Genomic DNA, 20,339 nt, shown 5'->3' with positions numbered 1-20,339 from the left:
CACCCTTATCTTTCGGTATTGTTCTTTCCTCTTATTAATTTTTCCATATAAAGAGGAAAGAACCCTCTTATTAAATACGATAAATTGTTAATGAGAACACAAAGTTCATTTCGAATGTATTCCGCTATTTGTGGGCAGTAGGACCCCCATCTCAAAATTCAGCGAAAGCAAAGAAGTTAAGTGGGGACCCTGCTGCCCGTAAAAGTCCGATTGGTGAGGGCTGATAATCAGTGGGGGATGCCCCCCTGATTAAAGTTTCACTTTATTGATTCAGTAGAATACAACTTAGATTGTGATGGGAATAAAGTAAACACACACAAGACGATAGTAATAAATAACATGATCAATGAACCTACAATAACTACAAGTTGTATAGAAATGAACTGAGTCGCAACACCAGATAATATTGTAATAAAGATTGTTACTAACGCAATAACAAGTCCATATATACTTCCGATCCGTCCCATTATATGAACGGGAACGTTATTTTGGTAAAACGTATAAAATCCTGTATTTGCATATGCCATAGAGAAAGATAAAATAAAGAATCCAATAGCAGCTATTAAAAATATATTTGAAAAAGCATAAATTAAATAACCAATTGCGATGAATAATGATCCTATTCCAATTAGAAATGAAGGTGCTAATTTCTTTGACAAAATTGTATTTGTTATTGCACCTAAAATAAATCCTGCACCAGCTATACTAACTAGAAAACCATATTCACTATCTGTTAGTAGTAATACCTTTTTCGCAAACGATAGTTCAAGTGAATCAGTAGCGGTTGCTAATACGAACATACTTTGAAATAAGAAATACACACATACGACATACACATGTTTTCTACTAAAATTTATAACAGTGGTCCAATCTTTTTTTAATACTGTAAGAGATAATGTATTACTCGTTGTATCCGAAGCTTCTTTCTTATCAAGATTAGGTAAAAGTAATGTAATTAATCCTGATAAGAGAAATGCTATAGCATTCATATATATAGCAAACTCTGGTGTACCTGCAATTAATAATCCCCCCGCTACCGCTGGTCCAATTAATGATGCACCCGATCCTATTAAAGTACGTAATGAGTTAAAACGTTGTCTTTGCTCTACTGGAATTAATTTCGTCATATACGTCATAGCAGTTGGCTCATAAATTGCACTGGCCATACTTATAAAGAATACGAATACATAAACAATCCAAAGTGACGGAAGTAAAGGTAAAATAGCGATAAATAACGCACGATATATATCGAGGTGAATCATTAATTTCCGTTTATTTAAACGATCAATCATACTCCCAGACCAAGCGTTTGTAAATAAAGTGGCTAATGGTTTTATTACATATAAAGTAGCAACAGCTAAGGCTGAGCCACCCATATTATAGACAAGTACATTCAGTGCTATTAAGTAAATCCATGCCCCTAAATTCGCAATACCAACTCCGGACAATAGTAATAAAGGATATTTCCAATCTTTAAGTAAATTTTTCATTTTTGGCCCCCGCTTTCAAAATTGTTTTACAACAATAAAAAAATCCCACCCCCAAGACTTTTAATCTTAGGGACGAGATTTATCATCGCGGTGCCACCCTAGTTTGTTAATATGTCACCATACTAACCTTATCAGGTACTGCATTCTAATTCATGCTTATACCATAGCTCTATAACGGGAGCTCCCGTCACACCATCCCCTAATAATAGGTTCCGATGAGCTGCTCAGAGGCTTGGTTCAATAAAGAATTTTTACTCCTTTTCAGCTACATGGAGCTCTCTGTGAAAAATTCATTTTATTTACTCTTCTCTTCACTGCATTTATTTTTTCCATATTATCACATATACATTTAACTGTAAATAAACAATAATCAGACATTTAATAACGTGTCACTTTTAGTTCTTTTATTTATTATTTTTTCTAAAAATTACGGTGCGTGAAATTACTTACAACTCTAAAGAAAGAGCTATTTGCATATAGCTCTTTCCAAATGCCTGGATTAATTCGTATTCGCCTCTGTTAACGGTTGTAACGGCGGTTCTAATTCTAGTTCTAGTGTATCTCCTTCTTGTAAATCTTGTCCTTTTTCAATACTTTGACTCGTTACATAACCCGTACCAGAAGTTTTCAAATCTAATTTCAAAAGTTTAGAGAAATACATAACATCACGCATGGACCACCCTTTTACATTTGGCATTTGTGCGTTATTCCCTAATAAAAATATCCGATCACCTTCACTCATTACCTCGCCAGACTGTGGATATTGTTTTATTATTTTTCCTTCTCCTAAAATTACCGGCTGTAGCTTCTCTTTTTCTACACTTTTCTCTATTGTATCCATCGATTGATTTACATAATTTTGTACTTTTAATTGAGATTGTTTCGCTGCATCAGCTATTTGTTTTTCTGTATACGGTTTCACCTTTAAATATTCAAGGCTGTTTTTTATAACAGGTTTAAATATTTCAGCAAGAGGCTGAGCTCCATACTCATCTCCTTTTAACTTTGGCTGCTTAATAGCTAAGTATACGATTAACTCCGGATCGTCAATTGGAGCCATTCCTAAAAAGGAGAAAATGTAATTCCCTTTCCCTTCCATATATCGGCCATTTTCAGGATTCGGGATTTGTGCTGTTCCTGTCTTACCTCCAATTGGATAACCATCCACTTTATACATTGTACCAGTTCCTTTTGAAGATGTTATAACACGCTCCATTAAGCTTCTAACCTTGTCCGCTGTTTCTTTTTTTATCGGATTCCCAATTTCTTTCGGTTGATTTTCCATAATAACTTCTTTGTTTGTTGGATTTACAACTTTATCAACGATATATGGTTGCATCATTTTCCCGTCATTTGCTATAGCAGTAGCCGCTTGGATTAATTGAATTGGAGTTACTGTAGAACCTTGACCAAAAGAAGTTGTAACCTGTTGAATTTGCGTATTTAATAATAAAGTATTTTTACTTTCTCCAGGTAAATCTATTCCTGTTTTTTGATTGAATCCAAATTTATTCATATATTGCTTAAATTTATTTGGTTTCAGTAACTGATCTTCTAAAATAGAAAAAGCTACGTTTGATGACCTTTCAAAACCTTCATCAAATGTAATTGATCCCCATCCAAATCCACCATTATGGTCTTTTATATCAGATGAACCAACGGAATATTTTCCAGATTGAAAATATTCTTTTCCGTTATATACACCTTCATTGATGGCAGCTGCTAACGTAAAAACTTTCATTGTTGAGCCTGGTTCATATGCATTTGCAATTGGGTCATTTAAAAAGTATTCAATATCACCTACATTAGGATTGTAACTAGGTTTACTAGACATCGCTAAAACCTTTCCTGTTTTTGGATCAGCAATAATGCCAATTAACATAGAAGGATCATAATGTTCTTGCGCTTTATTCATCGCTTCTTCTAAAAAACTATTAATTTGTTTATCAAGCGTTAAATATACGTTATTCCCATTTTTAGCTGGTTCTACTTTACCTATATCATTTGTAAGCGGAATCCCTCTTCGTGTACCCACATATTCTATATTCCCGTTTGTAGAGCGCAAATATTTATCCAAACTCTTTTCAAGCCCAAACTTCCCTTCCGTATTCCCTTTATCATCTGGTCTAGCAAAACCAAGTATATAAGATGCAAAGTCTTCATTCGGATACACTCTTGCTTTTTCCGACATAAAGGATACACCTGGTATTTTTAAATCATTAATTTTTTCCTTCTTTTCCCTAGATAAGTTCCGACCAATTTTCCCAATTTCAACTTGCGTACGCCCTTCATGAAAGTTTTTTAATACTTCTTCTTTATCAATTTCAAGCGCATCGGCTAATTGTTGTGCGGTTTCATCTTTATTTTTCACTTTATCTTTTCCTTTTAAATTCACAACAACTCGATACGTTGTAGAATCTTGTACTAACACCTTTCCTGTTTGGTCATAGATAGTGCCACGATTCGATTCTAAAACACCTTTTTTATTATGTTGTTCATCCGCGAGGTCCTTTACATTTACATTATGCACGACTCCTACTGCCTGAATATAGAATATACGCAAAATCATAATAAGAAACAAAACAATAAAAGCAATCATCATATATCGAGCGCCTTTATTCGTTTGGAGTTTTTGCATACTTATCTCCTCTCTTTTGGAATGGATTCGTACGAAGATCCGTTTTAAAATTTGTAGTTTTTGTTTGCGATACTATATGTTTCGAAGTTTTCTTTTTAATTCCTTTAAAACAATGCAAAACTAACTGTTGTTATTTTGTGTCATTATTTTATATATTTAAAATACGGTGCGTGAAATTTCAGAATATTAATTAGTACAACTTGATTACAGAGCACTCTAAACTCTTTTCGTATTTCCTATAAAAAAATTCCCCTCTGGATGTCCAAAGGGGAACTTTTTATAGGAAAATTATGCGATATGGTTATATTTCGCTAAGAAAGGAATTCGTCTCGCTACTAATGCATACATTTTGAATACAAGTTTCGCTATTGGTTCAAACATACGTGTACTTTGCATTACTAAAGCACTCGTAATAAGTGTTAAGAATGCTGCACCAAGTATATCTAAAGGATAATGAACACCTACGTACATACGTGATATACCGACTAGTACTGCCCATAATAGCGCGATATATTTCAGTTTTTCTCCTCTAAGAATAAATACGAAGGCGATTGAAAATACAAGTACAGAATGATCACTAACGAATGATGAATCTGCTGCATGTGGTACTAATTGATGTACATCATGTGATACGAACGGACGCGGATGGTAATATACCGCGTGTATAAGAACATTTACTACTAATGCAATAATAACCGAAAGCGTCGTATATAAAACTGTATATTGTTTTCTAATTGCCTTCTCTTTCTTTCCATTGTTAAACCATAAGATAAGCATAAATAAAATGGCTACGTATGCAGCGCTATTTGTAATAGAAACCATTAACGTATCTAATAGTTTGGATGAATCAGCAAAATTATTAAACCACTGGAATACTGTGTAATTCATTAAACTCTCTCCTTACATACAAGTGTTCTTGATTTACACAGTATACAACACCATTATGAAAATGGACTTACACTTTTTTCATCTAATTCTCATTTTACTATTACTCATATGACAATTATAAAACAAATTTTATACGCTATTTATGTATAAAGCCAATAAGCCTTTATAATAAAGCGGTTCGTATTTTTTTCATGTTTGAAATACATAACATGTTCATTTAAATATACTAATTGCAAAATCATATTTTTTAATTCATTTGAAGTACAATATTTCCGAATTGTTCTCCATGTTCCATACGGCTTAGTGCTCGAATTGCTTCTTCTAACGAGTAAACTTTATCAATAATTGGTTTAATTTGATGTTTTTCTATAAACTTTATCATCTCATTAAATTCCTCACGGCTACCCATGGATGTTCCCATAATATCAATTTGATTGTAAAATAGCGCGCGTAATGGTAATTCAATTTTATCGCCTGAGCTTGCACCAAAATTCACGATTCTTCCGTTTGGTTTTAAGACATCAAAATATTTCAAAAAAGTTGCCGGACCAATACTATCTATTATTAAATCAACTTTTTCACCTTGTAAGCTCTCTTCCCAATTTCCAGCACTATGAAAAGAAATATCTGCACCATATTTCTTAGCAAGTTCCCTTTTATTCTCTACCCTTGAAGTAACACTCACTTTTGCGCCAATTGCTTTCGCGAATAACATGGCAAATGTAGCAACACCACCGCCTATTCCCGGAATTAAAACGTGTTCGCCGCACTTCAATCTACCTTTTGTAAAAAGCGCTCTATATGCAGTTAATGCAGATAAAGATAAAACACCTGATTCTTCCCAAGTAAGATATGACGGCTTTTCTACTACATTTTCTGCTGGTACAATTACATATTCAGCAAACGTTCCATCTTTCGGTCCACCTAGCACTTCTGGTAACTCCGGTACTTCAGTAGCATGTTCCCATTCAATACTAGGATTAATAATAACTTCTGTATGTAGTGTAATATTTGAAACTCCTTCTCCTATTTCTGTAACAATTCCTGAGCCATCTGACCCTATTACTAATGGTAGATCCATTTCTTTTCTATTATTTATAATAAATAAATCCCTATGATTTAACCCTGCAGCTTTTAACTTTACTTTTACTTCACCTGCATTAGGACTTATCTCAGGTGAAAATTTATATTCTAATCCCTCTAATCCTTTTTTATATTGATGTACAATAGCTTTCATTGCTTAATTCCCCCTTAATATTTCCAATGTACTAGAAATATCAAAATAAATAAAATAGTTTGCCTCCAATAATTAGAAATTATATATTTAGTCATGAAAAAACAAAAAATCCCACTCCCTATAAAAAGTATAGGAAGAGGTTTCAAAACTAGTTAGATAAGAATCTATAAATTCATTGAGTTCTAGCCAATTCTAATATTTTTCGAATAAACGGCGCTTTTGCCTTTGTATATGAAACACGATCAAAAGCATATGTAATAGCAAGCATCTCTTTTAATTCTCTATATTCTTTACGTGCCCATTCATTGCTTATTAGAAAGTCACGAAATAAAATATTGTTTCTCCACTCGTCACTATTATAAATATAAACATGCAAATGATGAGTACCTGCTCTCCACTTTCCTTTTCTAAAAAAACGCCAATTCGTTGCATCTTTTGGAACATACTCATATTCAATTTCCGATAGAACTTCAATCCACTTTTCAGTTATTTGCAATTCTGTTACGCCAATCATCATATCAATAAGAGGTTTAGCTCCTAATCCTTCTACTGCTGTGCTTCCTATATGTTCAACAGCAATTATTTCTTGTCCTAACAAGGAACAGAATTTCTCTTTTTCTTTTATATACTCTTCAACCCATTCTTTTTGATACGGTTTAATAACAATTTGTTGATCCATTGTATTCACCTCTCTATAAATATTTATCATTATATTTATAAAATTTTATATTGTTAGCATAGGATTTCCATAAAATATGTCGAATAGTGGAATGTACAACTTAATTATATTAAATGTGAGGTAATCTATGAAAGATAATTACGTGAAAATTCAGTTAAATGACGTAACATTCCAATTAAAAGAATATCATAATTTTGATTGGCTTATTAAATTAGGGACCGTATTTGCAGTTTTTGACCAACAAGATTCAGGTAATATAAGTTTTGGTGTAGAAAAAGATGGGCATAAGAAATTTATCAAATACGCAGGAGCACAAACAATTGCATATGAAGGAACAACGGGTGATGCTATTGAAAGGCTAAAAAATTCAGTTACTATCTATGAAGATTTAAAGCATAAATCGCTCATAAGATTAATTGATCATTTTCCAGTTCAATCTGGATATGTATTAATTTTCGATTGGTTTGATGGTGAGTGTCTTCATTCGCATTGGCGTTTCCCATCTCCTGAAAAATATAAAAATCCAAACTCACCATTTTATAAATTTAGACATTTATCTGCTATAGAACGAATTCATTCCTTACATTCCATTTTTTCTTTCCATACTTATATAGAAAAGAAAAACTATGTAGCATTAGATTTTTATGACGGTAGTATTTTATATAATTTTAATACAAACGAGACTAAAATTTGTGATATAGATTTATACAGTAAGAAACCTTACATAAATAAAATGGGTCGGCTATGGGGTTCCTCCCGTTTTATGTCACCAGAGGAATTTGAACTAAACGCAACAATTGATGAAAGAACAAATGTATTTAATATGGGAGCAATGGCTTTCTCACTTTTAGGCGGTGAAAAAGATCGTTCCTTTATAAAATGGGAAGCAAGTAAGGAATTATATGAGGTAGCGTATCGTGCTGTAAGTGACAATCGGGCAGAACGGTATGCATCAGTTATAGAATTCTACGAAGCGTGGTTAAAAGCAGCTAACGCAGAAAAGATATAACCCTAAATTATTAAAAGAAATATAGAGTTTATACTATACTTGTTTTGTTTTCTTTGCTATTGCAAACTTCAAAAAAGCTGCAAGTAGGAGGAGCGGTATGCCCTGAATAAAGAGAAATCCTCAAAAAAAATCAAGCGTAGTACTATATGGAGAGTCTGTTGCCACCACACCTATAAATAAAGCTATTGGACTTGTGAGTAGATTTATCCCTAAACAGATCATTATCAATGATAGATTTTTAGCCTTAATTTTTGATGAACCAGACAAGAAAAATAAGAATATCGTAGTACCAAATATAAGAAAAAGTGTTACATAAAAACTTACCATAATATCCCTCCATGAATCTAATTGTACCATTAGCAAGGACAAATTCGAGTAAATAGGATATTTATGTAAGTCAGATATAATGTCTCTTTATCAGTGGCAAGAAAAAAGTGGATCCCTACTCTCTCACAAGGAATCCACTCTTTCTATTTCTACAACTCTATTTTTATACGTTCCTCTTCTTGTCCTTACGCGAACTGCCATCACTAGATCATTAACATCATTATCTTTAGCGGAAGTTAAAGGTTTTTATTTGTGTCCTCTAGTTTTCTAGCCGGACTATATTCTATTTTCAAGCCCATTTCTATCCCCCATGAATAAAACTCAACGTTCTGTTTATACTACAACTACATCTAGAGACACATCACTGTTTAGAGCGGCTAGGTTTTGTTAGCTGCTCTTTTGTGTTTTACACAAATAAAATCAGTAACTCAGCATATAACTAGATTATTACCTCTGTATCGAGCAGTTAGGCTGGGCTAACTGCTCTTTTATTTATGGTAAAATGAAACTTTATAACAGAATTACTTTCGTATAACATTTCCAATCTCGCTTACACTATAACTTTAAGTTACACATCTATTGCTTATAGGACCTAATTTTCTTTTGTGTAACAATTGGTTAACTCATAAAGTTAACCAATTTGTTGTGTTAAATATTTTTTATTTCTCAATACTTAATACCTGAAATTAATTCTCATTTATTGGTACTAAACTATTGACATTGATTTTCCTCATATGCAATTTTTGAAAAGGCCTTTTCTCTCACATCAAGCTCTTTTATTTATTAAAAAAAGATTATTTTATATAGATTACTATAAGCATCCATAAAGCCAAAGCACCAATGATAGCGAGTACTATACGTGTAGATAGTATCCTTACTTCAAAGTCTGTTTTTTGGGAGGGTTCAGGATATGCAATTATGTAAATTCCCTTTAATAATGCAAACCATGCAATAACCGTTAGGAATCCCTTCCAGTTGAATACCCATACATTATGTAGAATTACAGTACCTAATCCTAGGAAAATCGATAGAAAACCATACATAATACCAAACCCTCTGTCTTCAACCACTAATTTTTTCAAGTCACGTAGCACCGATGGACGGACGAAAAGTATTCCCGATACGATAACCGTCATCCATCCCCAGAACAGCCCTAAAAAAGTACTAGTTTCCATTATTATTTCACTCTCCTCAATTATATTTATATTTCAGATATTCCTTCCTTTAGAAAAATTCCAGTACTTTTATATGTAGGTTAAAGTCTACTCTTTTTTAATACAAACATTCCGTATTCAATGCCCATCCTTAATCACCCCATTTCTCTACAAAATGAAATTTTTATTAATTTTTCATGTTTAAATAAATTTCTTTTACATTGTGATACAAAGATTATCAACTTATAGAATTCCTCTTAAACGCTTCACTTAACTTACCCTTGCATTAACACAACAATTCATTTGTTAACTTTCAGAAAATATCAACTTGTATTACAGTATCTGCTATCGTGCTTAGCGTAGAAACTGTTACTTTTAACGAGATACTATCCCCTGCTTGGAATGTTGTTGAAATATTATTAGTTATATTAGAAGTCTGGGCACCAGTTAATGAAACTACAAGAGGTGTATCCACACCATTTTTTCGAATAGTCCAAGTATCAATATTTGTCCCTCCAGGGCCAACTCGAGCACGTACCGATAGTGATTTTATAACAGATTTTTGACTTAATCGGATAAATACTTCTGTATTTGAAACAGCTGCTGTTCCTGGTCTATAAAAACGAGTCCCTCCAGTTGGTAGACCTGACGGGTCTGCCCAAATAATTGTAGTAGGCTGTAAAACTGTAGAAAAGCCCAAATTATTAGCGTTAGAATTTATAAGATTCGCTGAACTTAAAATCAATGTTCCAGCTGATTGTGATATATCCGCTGTAGTTCCTTGAATTGACGCTAAACGCAAACTTAATTGTGCTCCTATTCGATTTACTTCTGCCCCAATATAAGATCCTGCTCCAACTGAACTAGTAGTGGTTAAATTAACATCACGGCAATGAAAATTATGTGAATTTGTATTAACCAATATGGCTCTTTTATTCCCTAAACCAGCTGATTTTACTGTTATCGTTGTTGCTCTTACAGTACTTATACTTTCATCTGGAATTCCTGTTCCAAAAGAATGAATTCCATAAACATTTGAAGTTCCACTTGTTGATGCTGTAGAATTATCCACAGTTATAACTGCTGTTCTTAATCTAGAAGTTTGTGATGTTGTTCCAGGAAAAGCAATCCCTGTTAAATCCACATGGATAGAAGAGGTTCCTAATACCGTAATATCTTCTACTCTTGTATTTTCTCCCATTGTGAGTACAGTAGTATTTGATGTTGCATTCTGTTGACGAATTATTACTGTCCATAGACTAATTCCTCGTAATGAATTTCCATTAGGGATAACTACCTTTTCGTCATAAATTCCAGGAAACACAAAAATTGTAATCCCTGTAGCTCCTGTAGTATTAATCGCTGTAATCGCACCATTAATTGTTTTAAAAGGGTTTCCTCCAATAAATGCTGTTGAATCATTTCCTGATTTCATGACCACCGCTGTATTTGTTCTTGATATTAGCAGCTCTTGTAAACTCATTTACTGTTATTTCCCCCTTTCATCCTTTATTTCGTTTTTTGCCCATTAATATCTTATGAGCTGGGAAACAAATTAGATGCAAATAAAATTTTCATATTAAACCTCGCCTAACAGCATAACAGTTAAATAATTATGAGCTTGCTTTCTACTGGTCACTTTCTTTCTATTATCCGTTATTTTATAAAAGAGGATTGTCTTAGGAAGTACGCTCAAATGTTGAGCGCACTCCTGTATGGTTTTAGTACATATTAGCCATTTAGATTTCCCTTATAAATGGCATACTCCTTTAACTCCATTGCTCAACTTCCCCTTTTCTCTAAAATAATGTTTTTATTTAGCTCATTAATCTAGCTACTTTATCATTTATTGCGTACAAAATAACGTTTTCATTTAAATCCATCTTTTTTGACCGTAGCTTTACTAATATTTTTGCACTAATGAAACACCTGTACGGATATTAAAAAGATTATCTTAGAGCACATATAAACATGTATTTTTTTTCTTGTTATAAAATAAAGATTTTTGTATAAAACTACACCTATCTAAGAAACATACATACAATATGATGTGAACCTTTTTTCAAAAAAAGACTTGGTTATAAAGCACCTTCCTCCCAAAGCACTCTTTTTATTTGTAAATAAACATTTTGCTCAAATATACTCAAGACATATGTATTTACTAGGATAAGCATTATACTAGAGCAAGAATTATTTTATCCATGTTTATAAGGAGGGATTTTTATTAAGACAACTTTAATTTCCCATTTTTACAATGAAGAGTATCTACTTCCATGGTGGCTAATGCACCACACAAAACTATTTGATCACGGTATTCTTATTAATCGAGGATCTACTGATCGTTCAGTAGAAATATGTAAACTATTTGCGCCTCATTGGGAAATCCGAGATTCAAAAGTATTAGAGTTTGATGCTATATTAGTTGATAAAGAGATAATGGAAATAGAAAAAGAAATTAAGGGGTGGAAAATGGTTTTAAATACCACTGAATTTCTTTGCTGTTTTGATAAGGAAGCCTTTTTCTCATCTCTTGTCACTTTAAGGAAAAACATGTATGCTATTAGGACTATTCTGATGGTAGATGACCCTACTCATGGTTATTCCAATCCGAGATACGGAATTCCCCTTGTCAAACAGCGTTATCATGGGAGAATACTCCATCCTACTCCACCTGCCCCTTACTACGGAGGTAGACTAATCCACAATTATTCGCATGGTAACTATATAGCTGGAAGGCATTGGTCAAATCATTCATTTATCGTTTACATGTACCCTGCTTTCGTTTTAAAATTCTTTTACAGTCCATGGAACACAGCTATGAAAAATCGAAAATTACAAATCGGTCCAACCCTTTCTAAACATAGTATACAGAAGGGCTTAGGTACGCATCACCTAGTTACACTAGCTGAATTAGAAACAAAATATAAATTCTTTGCAAGTACAACTGTTGACCTTCGATTAATCCCAGAATATCAAGTTTTATTCCCAGATTTATGTTCTCCTAACCATTAATACATCTAAAAAGAACATTTTGGAACTCCCTATGCAACCCTTGCTTTTGAGTGAGAACCAACTCTTATTAAAATAGTGTTTTTGTTCAAATTAACGACCATAAAATTAGGCAAATTTACCAGTATTTTTACCGGGAAAATTCATGATATGGTTAATTAGTCGAGTACATCATTACTTGGCACTTACCCTTAGAAGCCCCGTCGACAATCGGGGGTTCTTTTATCAATATATATTTGTCAAAATAGTTAGTTGAGTGTTAAAATATCATAGATTCTCCTTAGGGAGTTTTCATGTAATTAAACAAGAGTTTACAAGTTCTCGAATCTTAGCCCCTTGGAGCGCCCTTCAAGGGGCTGAACTAATTAAAATAACGATTTTGTTCACTTTTTTGATACATTTATGAAACATTCATGTGTTATCTTCAGTACATTCTATTCTTTTTATAAAATCGTGTGAGATATACCAACACAAGACGCCTTAGGGCCCTAACTCTAGGGCTTCTTCATTTAAATAAAGAGTTTGTTTGAACCCATTCACCAATTTCATACTTTTACATACTTTAATACTACCTTTCTGTATTATATGAGTTCGTCACTTTCGTTATAATGAGGTATAAAGAGTGCTCTTGATTAGCGCTCTTTTTTATTTGTTGTTAAATGAGGATTTTGTTTAAATTTCTTTAACCTTATTAATTCATTTGCATACAGTATTATCACAAGAAATTCAATAAGTGCTCCGGTCTAGTTACCTTGAATTTCTTGCAAACCTTGTGGAAAGAATCCGTTTATAACAAACGGGTTCTTTTATCTATTCACCTTTTAACTGGACAAGCATATGTTATTGTATGGAGGCATCCACTCATAGAAATCTACCTTTATTATCCAAGAGCACATATATTGTGCTCTTTTTTATGCCCAAATAACTATCTTATTATGTTTCCTAACTTACAGTAATGTCCTTAAAAAACATTCATATATATTTATCAGATGCACTTTTAAATCCCAGAGTATCAAATACTTTTAAGAGTTGACTGACCAATAATATTCGACTTATCTTTAAAAACTAATTAAAAATAACTTAGATACAAAAAAGGTACATTTTATATAGGATAAAAAATTAACTTACGTAAAGGAGCTTGATTATTTGTGAATTATCAAAATGATAACAACTCTAACATTCACAAACCTTGTTCTTGTCCATCTCCCACGGCTAACAGTTTAAATGTTGTTCAAACTACCCCAACAATAGTTTCTGTAAATTCTGCAATTCCACTAGATACCGTGGTAAATTCTAATGGAACGGCAATCTTATTCACACCACCAACAACTGTTTTACTTGAAGGTGGAAGAACCTATTTGGTAATCTATGAAGTGCAAGTTATTATTCAACCAGGAGGTAATTCGGCAGGTATCACTATGTATCTGAATAATAATCCAATCATTGGCTCAGGTACTTCTCTAGGATATACTGCAGGATTTACTTCTGTATCAGCACCCGCCATTTTCACTACACCTCCAGGTTTACCAAGTACACTTACTGTTAATGTAGGCCCATATTCTAGTCCATTAAATACATTAGGCTTAACTCTTGCTGTTGTAGCATTAACATAATAAAATGTAAAACTCTCTAAAATGATTTTATTTGTCCCTTAACTGTCTATTGTGCTAGCCTCTAAGAACTCCACATAACTACATAGAGAAAAAGAACATTATTTGGTTCGATAGTCATAGGTGACTCGGCTAGCACAATAGCTGAGTCACCTATTTATCTATAACAAAATAAAGCTTTTGTTTAATTTATTACTTGTTCTTTTTAATGCATTTTTCTATTACAATTCATTTTCATGTTATAATTACCAACAGTACATATTTTAATAGGCACAACAAATCTCATAAATATAGGAGGACCTTAATGATCCTAACTCAAGAAAAGAACATAAAATTAATTATGCATTTTCTTACATCATTATCTTTTTTTATTCTTATTTTCTTTAGTGTCACAATTTTTTATATACCTTTGGTTTTCTATTTTGTATGTAAATCACAAAACATTCGAAAAAATATCCTTGAAGCTGTTTTTTACCAACTATTCATTTGGATAATTACAGTAATTTGGAATCTTTTTATAATAAGAATCTTAATGCTATTTTGGTCTAATTTAGACTTGGCTTCAATTAACGCTTTGTTTATTTTCGGGGTAGCTCCTTTATATCTAATACTGTTTCTCTTGTTAATTTTTGGACCTATAAAAGGAATTTTATATGTGCTACAAGAAAAAGACTTTCATTATCCCATTATTTCTAAATGGATTAACAAATAAAAATATGTGTAGAAGAATTCAGAGTTTTACTGAATTCTTTTTTTATGGCTCTTTCAAAATCTTTTACATCTTCCTTCATTCCTTCTTTTTAATAAAATCCAATTTCATACCAATTAATTGACTAACATTGAATTTTTTGGGATTTCATGATAATATTTAACTATAATATCATTACCCTCATACAAGGAGTTATGAGCCTTTCCACTCATGGCTCTTTTTTATTACGATTTTCACTTCACATCTACAAGATTTTGACTAGCTTCTCAACTAAATCCGTCTGGGCATCTTGTTGCTAATTTAGGTATGTTCTTTTTGGAAATATACCCCAAGGTATATCCCGTTTCGTGAGACATGATTAAAATGTAGTACAAGATGTCCCCTCCTAGCTCTAAAGCGATTTTATGCGTATTTCCTACTTCTCCTGGACACTGAGCTCGATCAAATCTATGACCATGAAAAATAGCTTTTTTACAACATCAGCTACCTAACCAGCTCCAGCTTTTCCCGTAAGCCCTAATGCTGTATTTAAAACACGTCCACCAAAATCGTTATTTGTATTCCATGTACGTAATGCGGCTTCTTGATATTGATCTAATTCACTAATCTGATTGATATTCATTACAGCTGGTCCTCCTTTTGATTTATTGATTAATTTTGTTACTCCAAACACACCGTTTTCTATTGCTTTCATTTTGATGTCTCCTTCCTATTTAACAAATCCCTAATCTATCGGACGATTTCCAATTAAATACTTATCAGCCTATTCTATTACGAGGAGTGCAACCTTCGTTTGATACGTCCTTAACGCTTATTCCATATTTAGCAAGCTCATACATTGACTCCACATTTCACGAAAACGAATTACATCTCTTTCATCTCAAATAAAGTTAGCTTCTTCTAAATCAATGTAAACCCTTACTAGAATTACTACACGACCTAGCTCGTCCACTTTTCTTGCAACACCTGTTTTTTCATACCTTACTCCCCTTTAGTATTTTTATATTTATTTAGAATCTCATCCAAACGTTTCTTATTATGAATGGGTTCTGCTTATCAAGATTAGGATTTAATTAATTGTAATAAATCGGGTGGGGGGTTATACAGAAATGCTTTCAGGGAAAAGGTTTATAAGGAAATAAAAAATGCAGCAGTGAAAAAAATTAAAACTCATAATTTAAGACATACACACGCAACTATACTATTGAAACAAGGAGTTAATCCTAAAATTATCAGTGAGAGATTAGGTTATACAGACATTTCATTAACTCTTAAGATTTATTCTCATGTTTTACCGAGCATGCAGGAAGAAGGCGTAAAAAATTTTGGTGAAAATATCTTTGGATAGCTAACGTTTGCAGAATGTTTGCATTTTATATCAAAAAGCCAAACAAATCTTGTATTAACAAGGTTTATTCACTTTAACATATGTTATCATGTATAATACATATGTTAAGTAAATTCAGAATAACGAGGCAAGTATTATGGACTTTGTTTATATTAATCAAAACGTGTTAAATAATCTTCTATACATTTTATGTAGTATATTTGTTTTTTATTTCATATATGATAGCCGGCACTATTTAAAGAAATATAAAATACTACTGATTACCCTTTGTTCTAGTATTCCGCTTATTTTATGTATGCGATACCCTATCTATATGGATGAAAGTTGTATTCATGATTTAAGACAAATTCCGGTCATAATAGGTACGCTTTATGGTGGATTCCCTGTCGGTATCATATTGTTTACAACTTTATTAATTACAAGATTTATATTTTATGGATTTAATATGCTAACAGTCGTTGTTTACGGAATAATGTTCATCGTTACAGCACTCGCATCTTCAAAATTTAATACATATAATAGAAAACTTAAAGTAGCTTTTTCCATGTTTTTAACCTTTTTCCTAGCAATATTTACAACTTTAATTGTATTAACTTTATCAGATTTTGAAGTGAATAATTTGTATATTATTTATTTCATGGCATTACCGACTACTTTAATGTTATTTATTGTTTATATAAATGAAGTTATAAAGGATGCTGTATTAATGCGCTCTAAATTAATTAAAATGGAAAAAATGGAGATTGTTAGCCAACTCGCTGCAAGTATATCGCACGAAGTAAGGAATCCCTTAACAGTTGTAAAAGGATTTACACAGCTTTTAAAAACACCAAATTTAACTCCCGAATCAAGAGACGAATATATTAAACATATACTTGAAGAGTTAAATCGTGCCCAAGAAATTATCGATGATTACTTAACGTTTGCCAAACCTGCTCCAGAAAAATTAGATCAAATTTCAGTAAAACAAGAGTTAAATCGAGTTATTAATATGATATTGCCATTGTGTAATATGAATACGATACATATTACACAGGATTTTTCTGAGGCAACCATTGTTGGTAATAAACAGCACTTTCAACAATGTTTTTTAAACTTAATAAAAAACAGTATTGAAGCAATGCCTAATGGTGGTACCTTAAATATTTCCTCATCTATCAATAATAGTAAAGTTGAAATACGAATTGAAGATAGCGGAGTTGGAATGTCACAGGAGCAAATACATCGATTCGGTGAACCGTATTTTAGTACAAAAACAAAAGGAACTGGTTTAGGTACAATGGTTGCTGTTAAGATTATTGAGACAATGCATGGAAGTTTAAAAATCCGAAGTATCGTTAGTAAAGGAACGACTTTAATGATTACGTTCCCGAAATATAGTAAGAATACGCATTAAAACAAATAAAAAAGGAGCGACCATGCTCCTTTTTTATTTGTTTCGATACATAAGTATCTTCAATGTTTTTTTAGTTTACATTTGTGAAGACTAATTAAAAATTAGTATCCTCCGCCCCAGCAGCTGCATCCTACAATTATTAATAGAATGAATAACACAACTAGTAAAGCGAAACCTCCACCAAAACCACAAGAACCACCGTAACTCATATTTTCTCCTCCTTTTGGTTTGAAAACTAATAGGTAGTTGATCATTTTAACTGGTTCGTATTATACATTATGTATATATCCCTTTTTTGAGCATGTCTACATAAAAATAAGTAAAAGCACTCGTTTAAAGAGTGCTTTAAAATGGATACCAAAAGTTTTGAAATACGTTTAATTTTAAATATACTGCAACAATAAATATAAAAATACCGGCAAATAAAGCGATGAAATCTTCACGTTTCGCCTTACTTGTATAAAACCATGTACGTTTATCCTTCTTTCCAAATCCTCTTAAATCCATTGCATTTGAAACCGTATCTATTCTTTCTAGAGAATGAATGATTAGTGGCCAGAAAATTAAAACACGGTTCTTCATACGAACCCATAAACTTGCTTCTCCTTTTTCAAAAGCCACTCCTCTCGCTTCTTGCGCGTGTTTAATAATTTTATACTCAGACTGAATGTCAGGAATATAACGTAGTGCAATATTTATTGCATATGTAATCTTATAATGAATACCAAGTTTACTTAAGCTACTTACAAATTCGCTTGGATCTGTCGTGTAAATAAAAAGAAGTGTAAATGGTAATAACGTAAAATACTTTAATGAAAGTGTAGCTGCATAAAATAATGTTTCATATGTAATCGTTGCATATCCAACATGTAAAAACACGGTATATGATTCAGTTAATTCAGATCCATGAGTTGGTGTAATAAATAAAATCATGACAGAGTTTAATAAACTAAATGTAAATATGACACTAAAAACAATTAAAATTTTACGAAATGGAATTTTAGCAATGCTGAGTCCGATACACCCAATAATAAATAATATTAGCAACACCCGAAAATCAAAAAACAAAAAAGTAAGCGTCATACAAAAAATAAATAAAAACAATTTCACTACCCCATCCATACGATAAAAATATGTACTATGCACCTTCCTCCCTCCTATTACTATCTAAATAAAGCTCCATAAATTTTTCTGGACATGAAATCCCACTAAATTTAACAAGCTTGGTTAAAGAACTCTCTCTTAAGTTAGCTCTTTGTAACGTTTCTTGATTACCAAATACATTAGACACTGTATTATCCGCAATAATTTTCCCTTCATGTAGAACTACTGCACGATCTGCATATTCTAGTGCGAGATTCATATCGTGAGTGATAAAAACAAATGAAATACCCTTTTTTGCTAGTTTTTTAATAAACGACATAAATTGTTTATAATGATAATAATCTTGTCCCGCTGTCGGTTCATCTAATATGATAAGCTTAGGATTTGTTGTTAATACAGATGCGATTGTTAATCTCTTTTTTTGCCCATAGCTTAGTGCTTGAATTGGCCAATTACGAAATGGATATAAACCACAAATTTTTAAAGTTCCTTCTACTCTATTCTTAATTTCTTCCTTAGAAAAATTATGTAATGTTAATGTAAATGAAACTTCTTCAAAAACAGTAGGCTGTGTAATCATATGATTTGGATTTTGCATCACGTAAGATATGATTTCCCCACGTTTACGAATAGACCAAGAACTAATATCTTCACCTTTTAACAAGATTTTCCCATTTTTCATTTTGTTTATACCTATAAGACTATGAGCTAATGTTGATTTCCCTGCTCCATTATGTCCTAACAGTGCCACAATTTCTCCTTCATATATTAAAAGGTTTACATTTTCTAATACTTTTTGTTTATTAGGGTATGAAAATGATAAATTCTCCACTTTAAGTAATTCCTTGTTTTTAGCATTCCTTTTTAATATGACTTGTTTCTCCATCCACTCTTTTATAACGTTGCTTACCTTTTCTTTTTGAAGGTTTTCCATTGGATATATTACGTCATTATTACTATCAAAATGTAATCTCTTTAATGCTTCGATGTAAATAGGCTCTCTTAAGCCAATACGTGGTAATATATTTGACGCTAAGATTTCTTTTGGTGTTCCCATCGCAATGACTTTACCTTCATCAATTAATATAACTTTATCTAAATCCAGTTTGAAAATTTCTTCTATCCTATGTTCGATAATAACAATCGTTTTATTATACTGCTCATGTATATCTTTCATAAGTTCTATCGTATGTATGGCGCTTAGTGGATCTAAGTTCGCTAATGGTTCATCGAACAATAATATATCCGCATTTGTTGTTAATAAACCAGCAAGAGAAACTGTTTGCTTTTGACCTCCTGATAATTCATGTGGACTTTGTTTATGAAACGTATGCATCTTCACCTTTCTTAATGAATCCGAAACAATCTTTTTCATGTTATCTTGCTTTACACATTCATTTTCTAAATAAAAAGCTACATCTTCTTCTACTGTCAGACCAATAAATTGAGCATCTTGATCTTGCAAAATTGTTCCTACCTGTTTACTTTGTTCAAAAATACTTCCTTCCCTTGGGTCTTTACCGGCAATTAAAACGTTACCTGTGCTATTCCCTTCGTAAGAAAATGGGATTAGCCCATTTATACAATGAGCTAATGTCGACTTTCCTGAACCACTTCGTCCAGCAATTAGCACTTTTTCCCCAGGGTATATATGAAAGGTAATATCACTTAAAGTAGGCTGCGCAGCATGCCCATATTGAAAGGTGAATTGTTCAAACGAAATAATTGGTTGCATGTTAAC

Annotated in this window: 15 protein-coding genes, 4 pseudogenes and 1 other annotated feature; of the genes and pseudogenes, 6 read left to right on the top strand and 13 right to left on the bottom strand. The window is 32.3% G+C overall.

The window, feature by feature from the left end; all coding sequences use genetic code 11:
• Nucleotides 1-257 precede the first annotated feature (257 nt).
• The 5 genes from MR136_RS10880 to MR136_RS10860 all read right to left on the bottom strand — a co-directional run bounded on the left by MR136_RS10880 (nucleotide 258) and on the right by MR136_RS10860 (nucleotide 6,932).
• Nucleotides 258-1,490, bottom strand: coding sequence for an MFS transporter (locus MR136_RS10880; protein WP_242259383.1), 1,233 nt, complete (start codon nucleotides 1,488-1,490; stop codon nucleotides 258-260).
• 65 nt (nucleotides 1,491-1,555) lie between these two features.
• Nucleotides 1,556-1,814 (bottom strand) — a binding site (T-box leader).
• A 175-nt stretch (nucleotides 1,815-1,989) separates the two neighbouring features.
• Complete coding sequence (locus tag MR136_RS10875) at nucleotides 1,990-4,128, bottom strand: penicillin-binding protein (protein ID WP_061457286.1); 2,139 nt, start codon at nucleotides 4,126-4,128, stop codon at nucleotides 1,990-1,992.
• Nucleotides 4,129-4,416: 288 nt separating this feature from the next.
• Nucleotides 4,417-5,016 carry an undecaprenyl-diphosphatase gene (locus tag MR136_RS10870; protein WP_061457285.1) on the bottom strand — a complete coding sequence of 200 codons (600 nt, stop codon included), beginning with the start codon at nucleotides 5,014-5,016 and terminating at the stop codon, nucleotides 4,417-4,419.
• A gap of 247 nt (nucleotides 5,017-5,263) precedes the next feature.
• Nucleotides 5,264-6,253 (bottom strand): zinc-binding dehydrogenase, encoded by a 990-nt coding sequence (locus tag MR136_RS10865; protein WP_061457284.1) that lies wholly within the window; start codon nucleotides 6,251-6,253, stop codon nucleotides 5,264-5,266.
• A 172-nt stretch (nucleotides 6,254-6,425) separates the two neighbouring features.
• The gene (locus MR136_RS10860) at nucleotides 6,426-6,932 is read right to left on the bottom strand and encodes a GrpB family protein (protein ID WP_000372696.1); all 507 of its coding nucleotides are present in this window, start codon (nucleotides 6,930-6,932) and stop codon (nucleotides 6,426-6,428) included.
• A gap of 127 nt (nucleotides 6,933-7,059) precedes the next feature.
• On the opposite strand from MR136_RS10860, the gene MR136_RS10855 reads away from it, so the two are divergent.
• Nucleotides 7,060-7,941 carry a protein kinase domain-containing protein gene (locus MR136_RS10855; protein ID WP_242259382.1) on the top strand — a complete coding sequence of 294 codons (882 nt, stop codon included), beginning with the start codon at nucleotides 7,060-7,062 and terminating at the stop codon, nucleotides 7,939-7,941.
• A 33-nt stretch (nucleotides 7,942-7,974) separates the two neighbouring features.
• On the opposite strand, the pseudogene MR136_RS10850 reads toward MR136_RS10855, so the two are convergent.
• The 3 genes and pseudogenes from MR136_RS10850 to MR136_RS10840 all read right to left on the bottom strand — a co-directional run bounded on the left by MR136_RS10850 (nucleotide 7,975) and on the right by MR136_RS10840 (nucleotide 10,905).
• Nucleotides 7,975-8,268 (bottom strand): annotated as a pseudogene (locus tag MR136_RS10850) (hypothetical protein).
• 794 nt (nucleotides 8,269-9,062) lie between these two features.
• Nucleotides 9,063-9,443 carry a hypothetical protein gene (locus MR136_RS10845; protein ID WP_017673345.1) on the bottom strand — a complete coding sequence of 127 codons (381 nt, stop codon included), beginning with the start codon at nucleotides 9,441-9,443 and terminating at the stop codon, nucleotides 9,063-9,065.
• A 292-nt stretch (nucleotides 9,444-9,735) separates the two neighbouring features.
• Nucleotides 9,736-10,905: a pectinesterase gene (locus MR136_RS10840; RefSeq protein ID WP_017673346.1), complete on the bottom strand. Its 1,170-nt coding sequence runs from the start codon at nucleotides 10,903-10,905 to the stop codon at nucleotides 9,736-9,738.
• Nucleotides 10,906-11,705: 800 nt separating this feature from the next.
• Here MR136_RS10840 and MR136_RS10830 point away from each other — a divergent pair.
• The 3 genes from MR136_RS10830 (at nucleotide 11,706) to MR136_RS10820 (ending at nucleotide 14,753) form a co-directional block, all read left to right on the top strand.
• Complete coding sequence (locus tag MR136_RS10830) at nucleotides 11,706-12,434, top strand: hypothetical protein (protein WP_017673347.1); 729 nt, start codon at nucleotides 11,706-11,708, stop codon at nucleotides 12,432-12,434.
• Nucleotides 12,435-13,579: 1,145 nt separating this feature from the next.
• A complete protein-coding gene (locus MR136_RS10825) occupies nucleotides 13,580-14,044 on the top strand; it encodes a hypothetical protein (RefSeq protein ID WP_017673491.1) in 465 nt (154 codons plus the stop codon).
• A gap of 301 nt (nucleotides 14,045-14,345) precedes the next feature.
• Complete coding sequence (locus MR136_RS10820) at nucleotides 14,346-14,753, top strand: magnetosome magnetite crystal formation protein family (RefSeq protein ID WP_242259381.1); 408 nt, start codon at nucleotides 14,346-14,348, stop codon at nucleotides 14,751-14,753.
• A gap of 263 nt (nucleotides 14,754-15,016) precedes the next feature.
• Here the strand turns inward: MR136_RS10820 and MR136_RS10815 are convergent.
• Both MR136_RS10815 and MR136_RS10810 read right to left on the bottom strand, forming a co-directional pair.
• Nucleotides 15,017-15,444 (bottom strand): annotated as a pseudogene (locus MR136_RS10815) (nucleoside triphosphate pyrophosphohydrolase family protein).
• A gap of 69 nt (nucleotides 15,445-15,513) precedes the next feature.
• Nucleotides 15,514-15,702, bottom strand: a pseudogene (locus MR136_RS10810) (hypothetical protein).
• Nucleotides 15,703-15,816: 114 nt separating this feature from the next.
• Here MR136_RS10810 and MR136_RS10805 point away from each other — a divergent pair.
• Both MR136_RS10805 and MR136_RS10800 read left to right on the top strand, forming a co-directional pair.
• A pseudogene (locus tag MR136_RS10805) lies at nucleotides 15,817-16,098 on the top strand (tyrosine-type recombinase/integrase); the annotation flags it as partial.
• Nucleotides 16,099-16,234: 136 nt separating this feature from the next.
• Nucleotides 16,235-17,494, top strand: a complete 1,260-nt coding sequence (locus MR136_RS10800) for a sensor histidine kinase (RefSeq protein WP_078421649.1) — start codon at nucleotides 16,235-16,237, stop codon at nucleotides 17,492-17,494.
• Nucleotides 17,495-17,595: 101 nt separating this feature from the next.
• Here MR136_RS10800 and MR136_RS10795 read toward each other — a convergent pair whose 3' ends face one another.
• From MR136_RS10795 to MR136_RS10785, 3 genes are all read right to left on the bottom strand, one after another.
• Entirely contained in the window at nucleotides 17,596-17,703 is a 108-nt protein-coding gene (locus tag MR136_RS10795; protein ID WP_000120182.1) for a YjcZ family sporulation protein, read from the bottom strand.
• 136 nt (nucleotides 17,704-17,839) lie between these two features.
• Complete coding sequence (locus MR136_RS10790; RefSeq protein ID WP_048535402.1) at nucleotides 17,840-18,640, bottom strand: energy-coupling factor transporter transmembrane component T family protein; 801 nt, start codon at nucleotides 18,638-18,640, stop codon at nucleotides 17,840-17,842.
• Nucleotides 18,633-20,333: an ABC transporter ATP-binding protein gene (locus MR136_RS10785; RefSeq protein WP_098584680.1), complete on the bottom strand. Its 1,701-nt coding sequence runs from the start codon at nucleotides 20,331-20,333 to the stop codon at nucleotides 18,633-18,635. Before MR136_RS10785 ends, MR136_RS10790 begins: the two co-directional genes overlap by 8 nt.
• Nucleotides 20,334-20,339: the final 6 nt, after the last annotated feature.

It is taken from the genome of Bacillus cereus group sp. BfR-BA-01311, from assembly GCF_022664295.1.
Taxonomy (GTDB): domain Bacteria; phylum Bacillota; class Bacilli; order Bacillales; family Bacillaceae_G; genus Bacillus_A; species Bacillus_A cereus.
The sequence above is the reverse complement of the archived record's forward strand: the minus strand, read 5'-3'. Positions and strand labels throughout refer to the sequence as shown.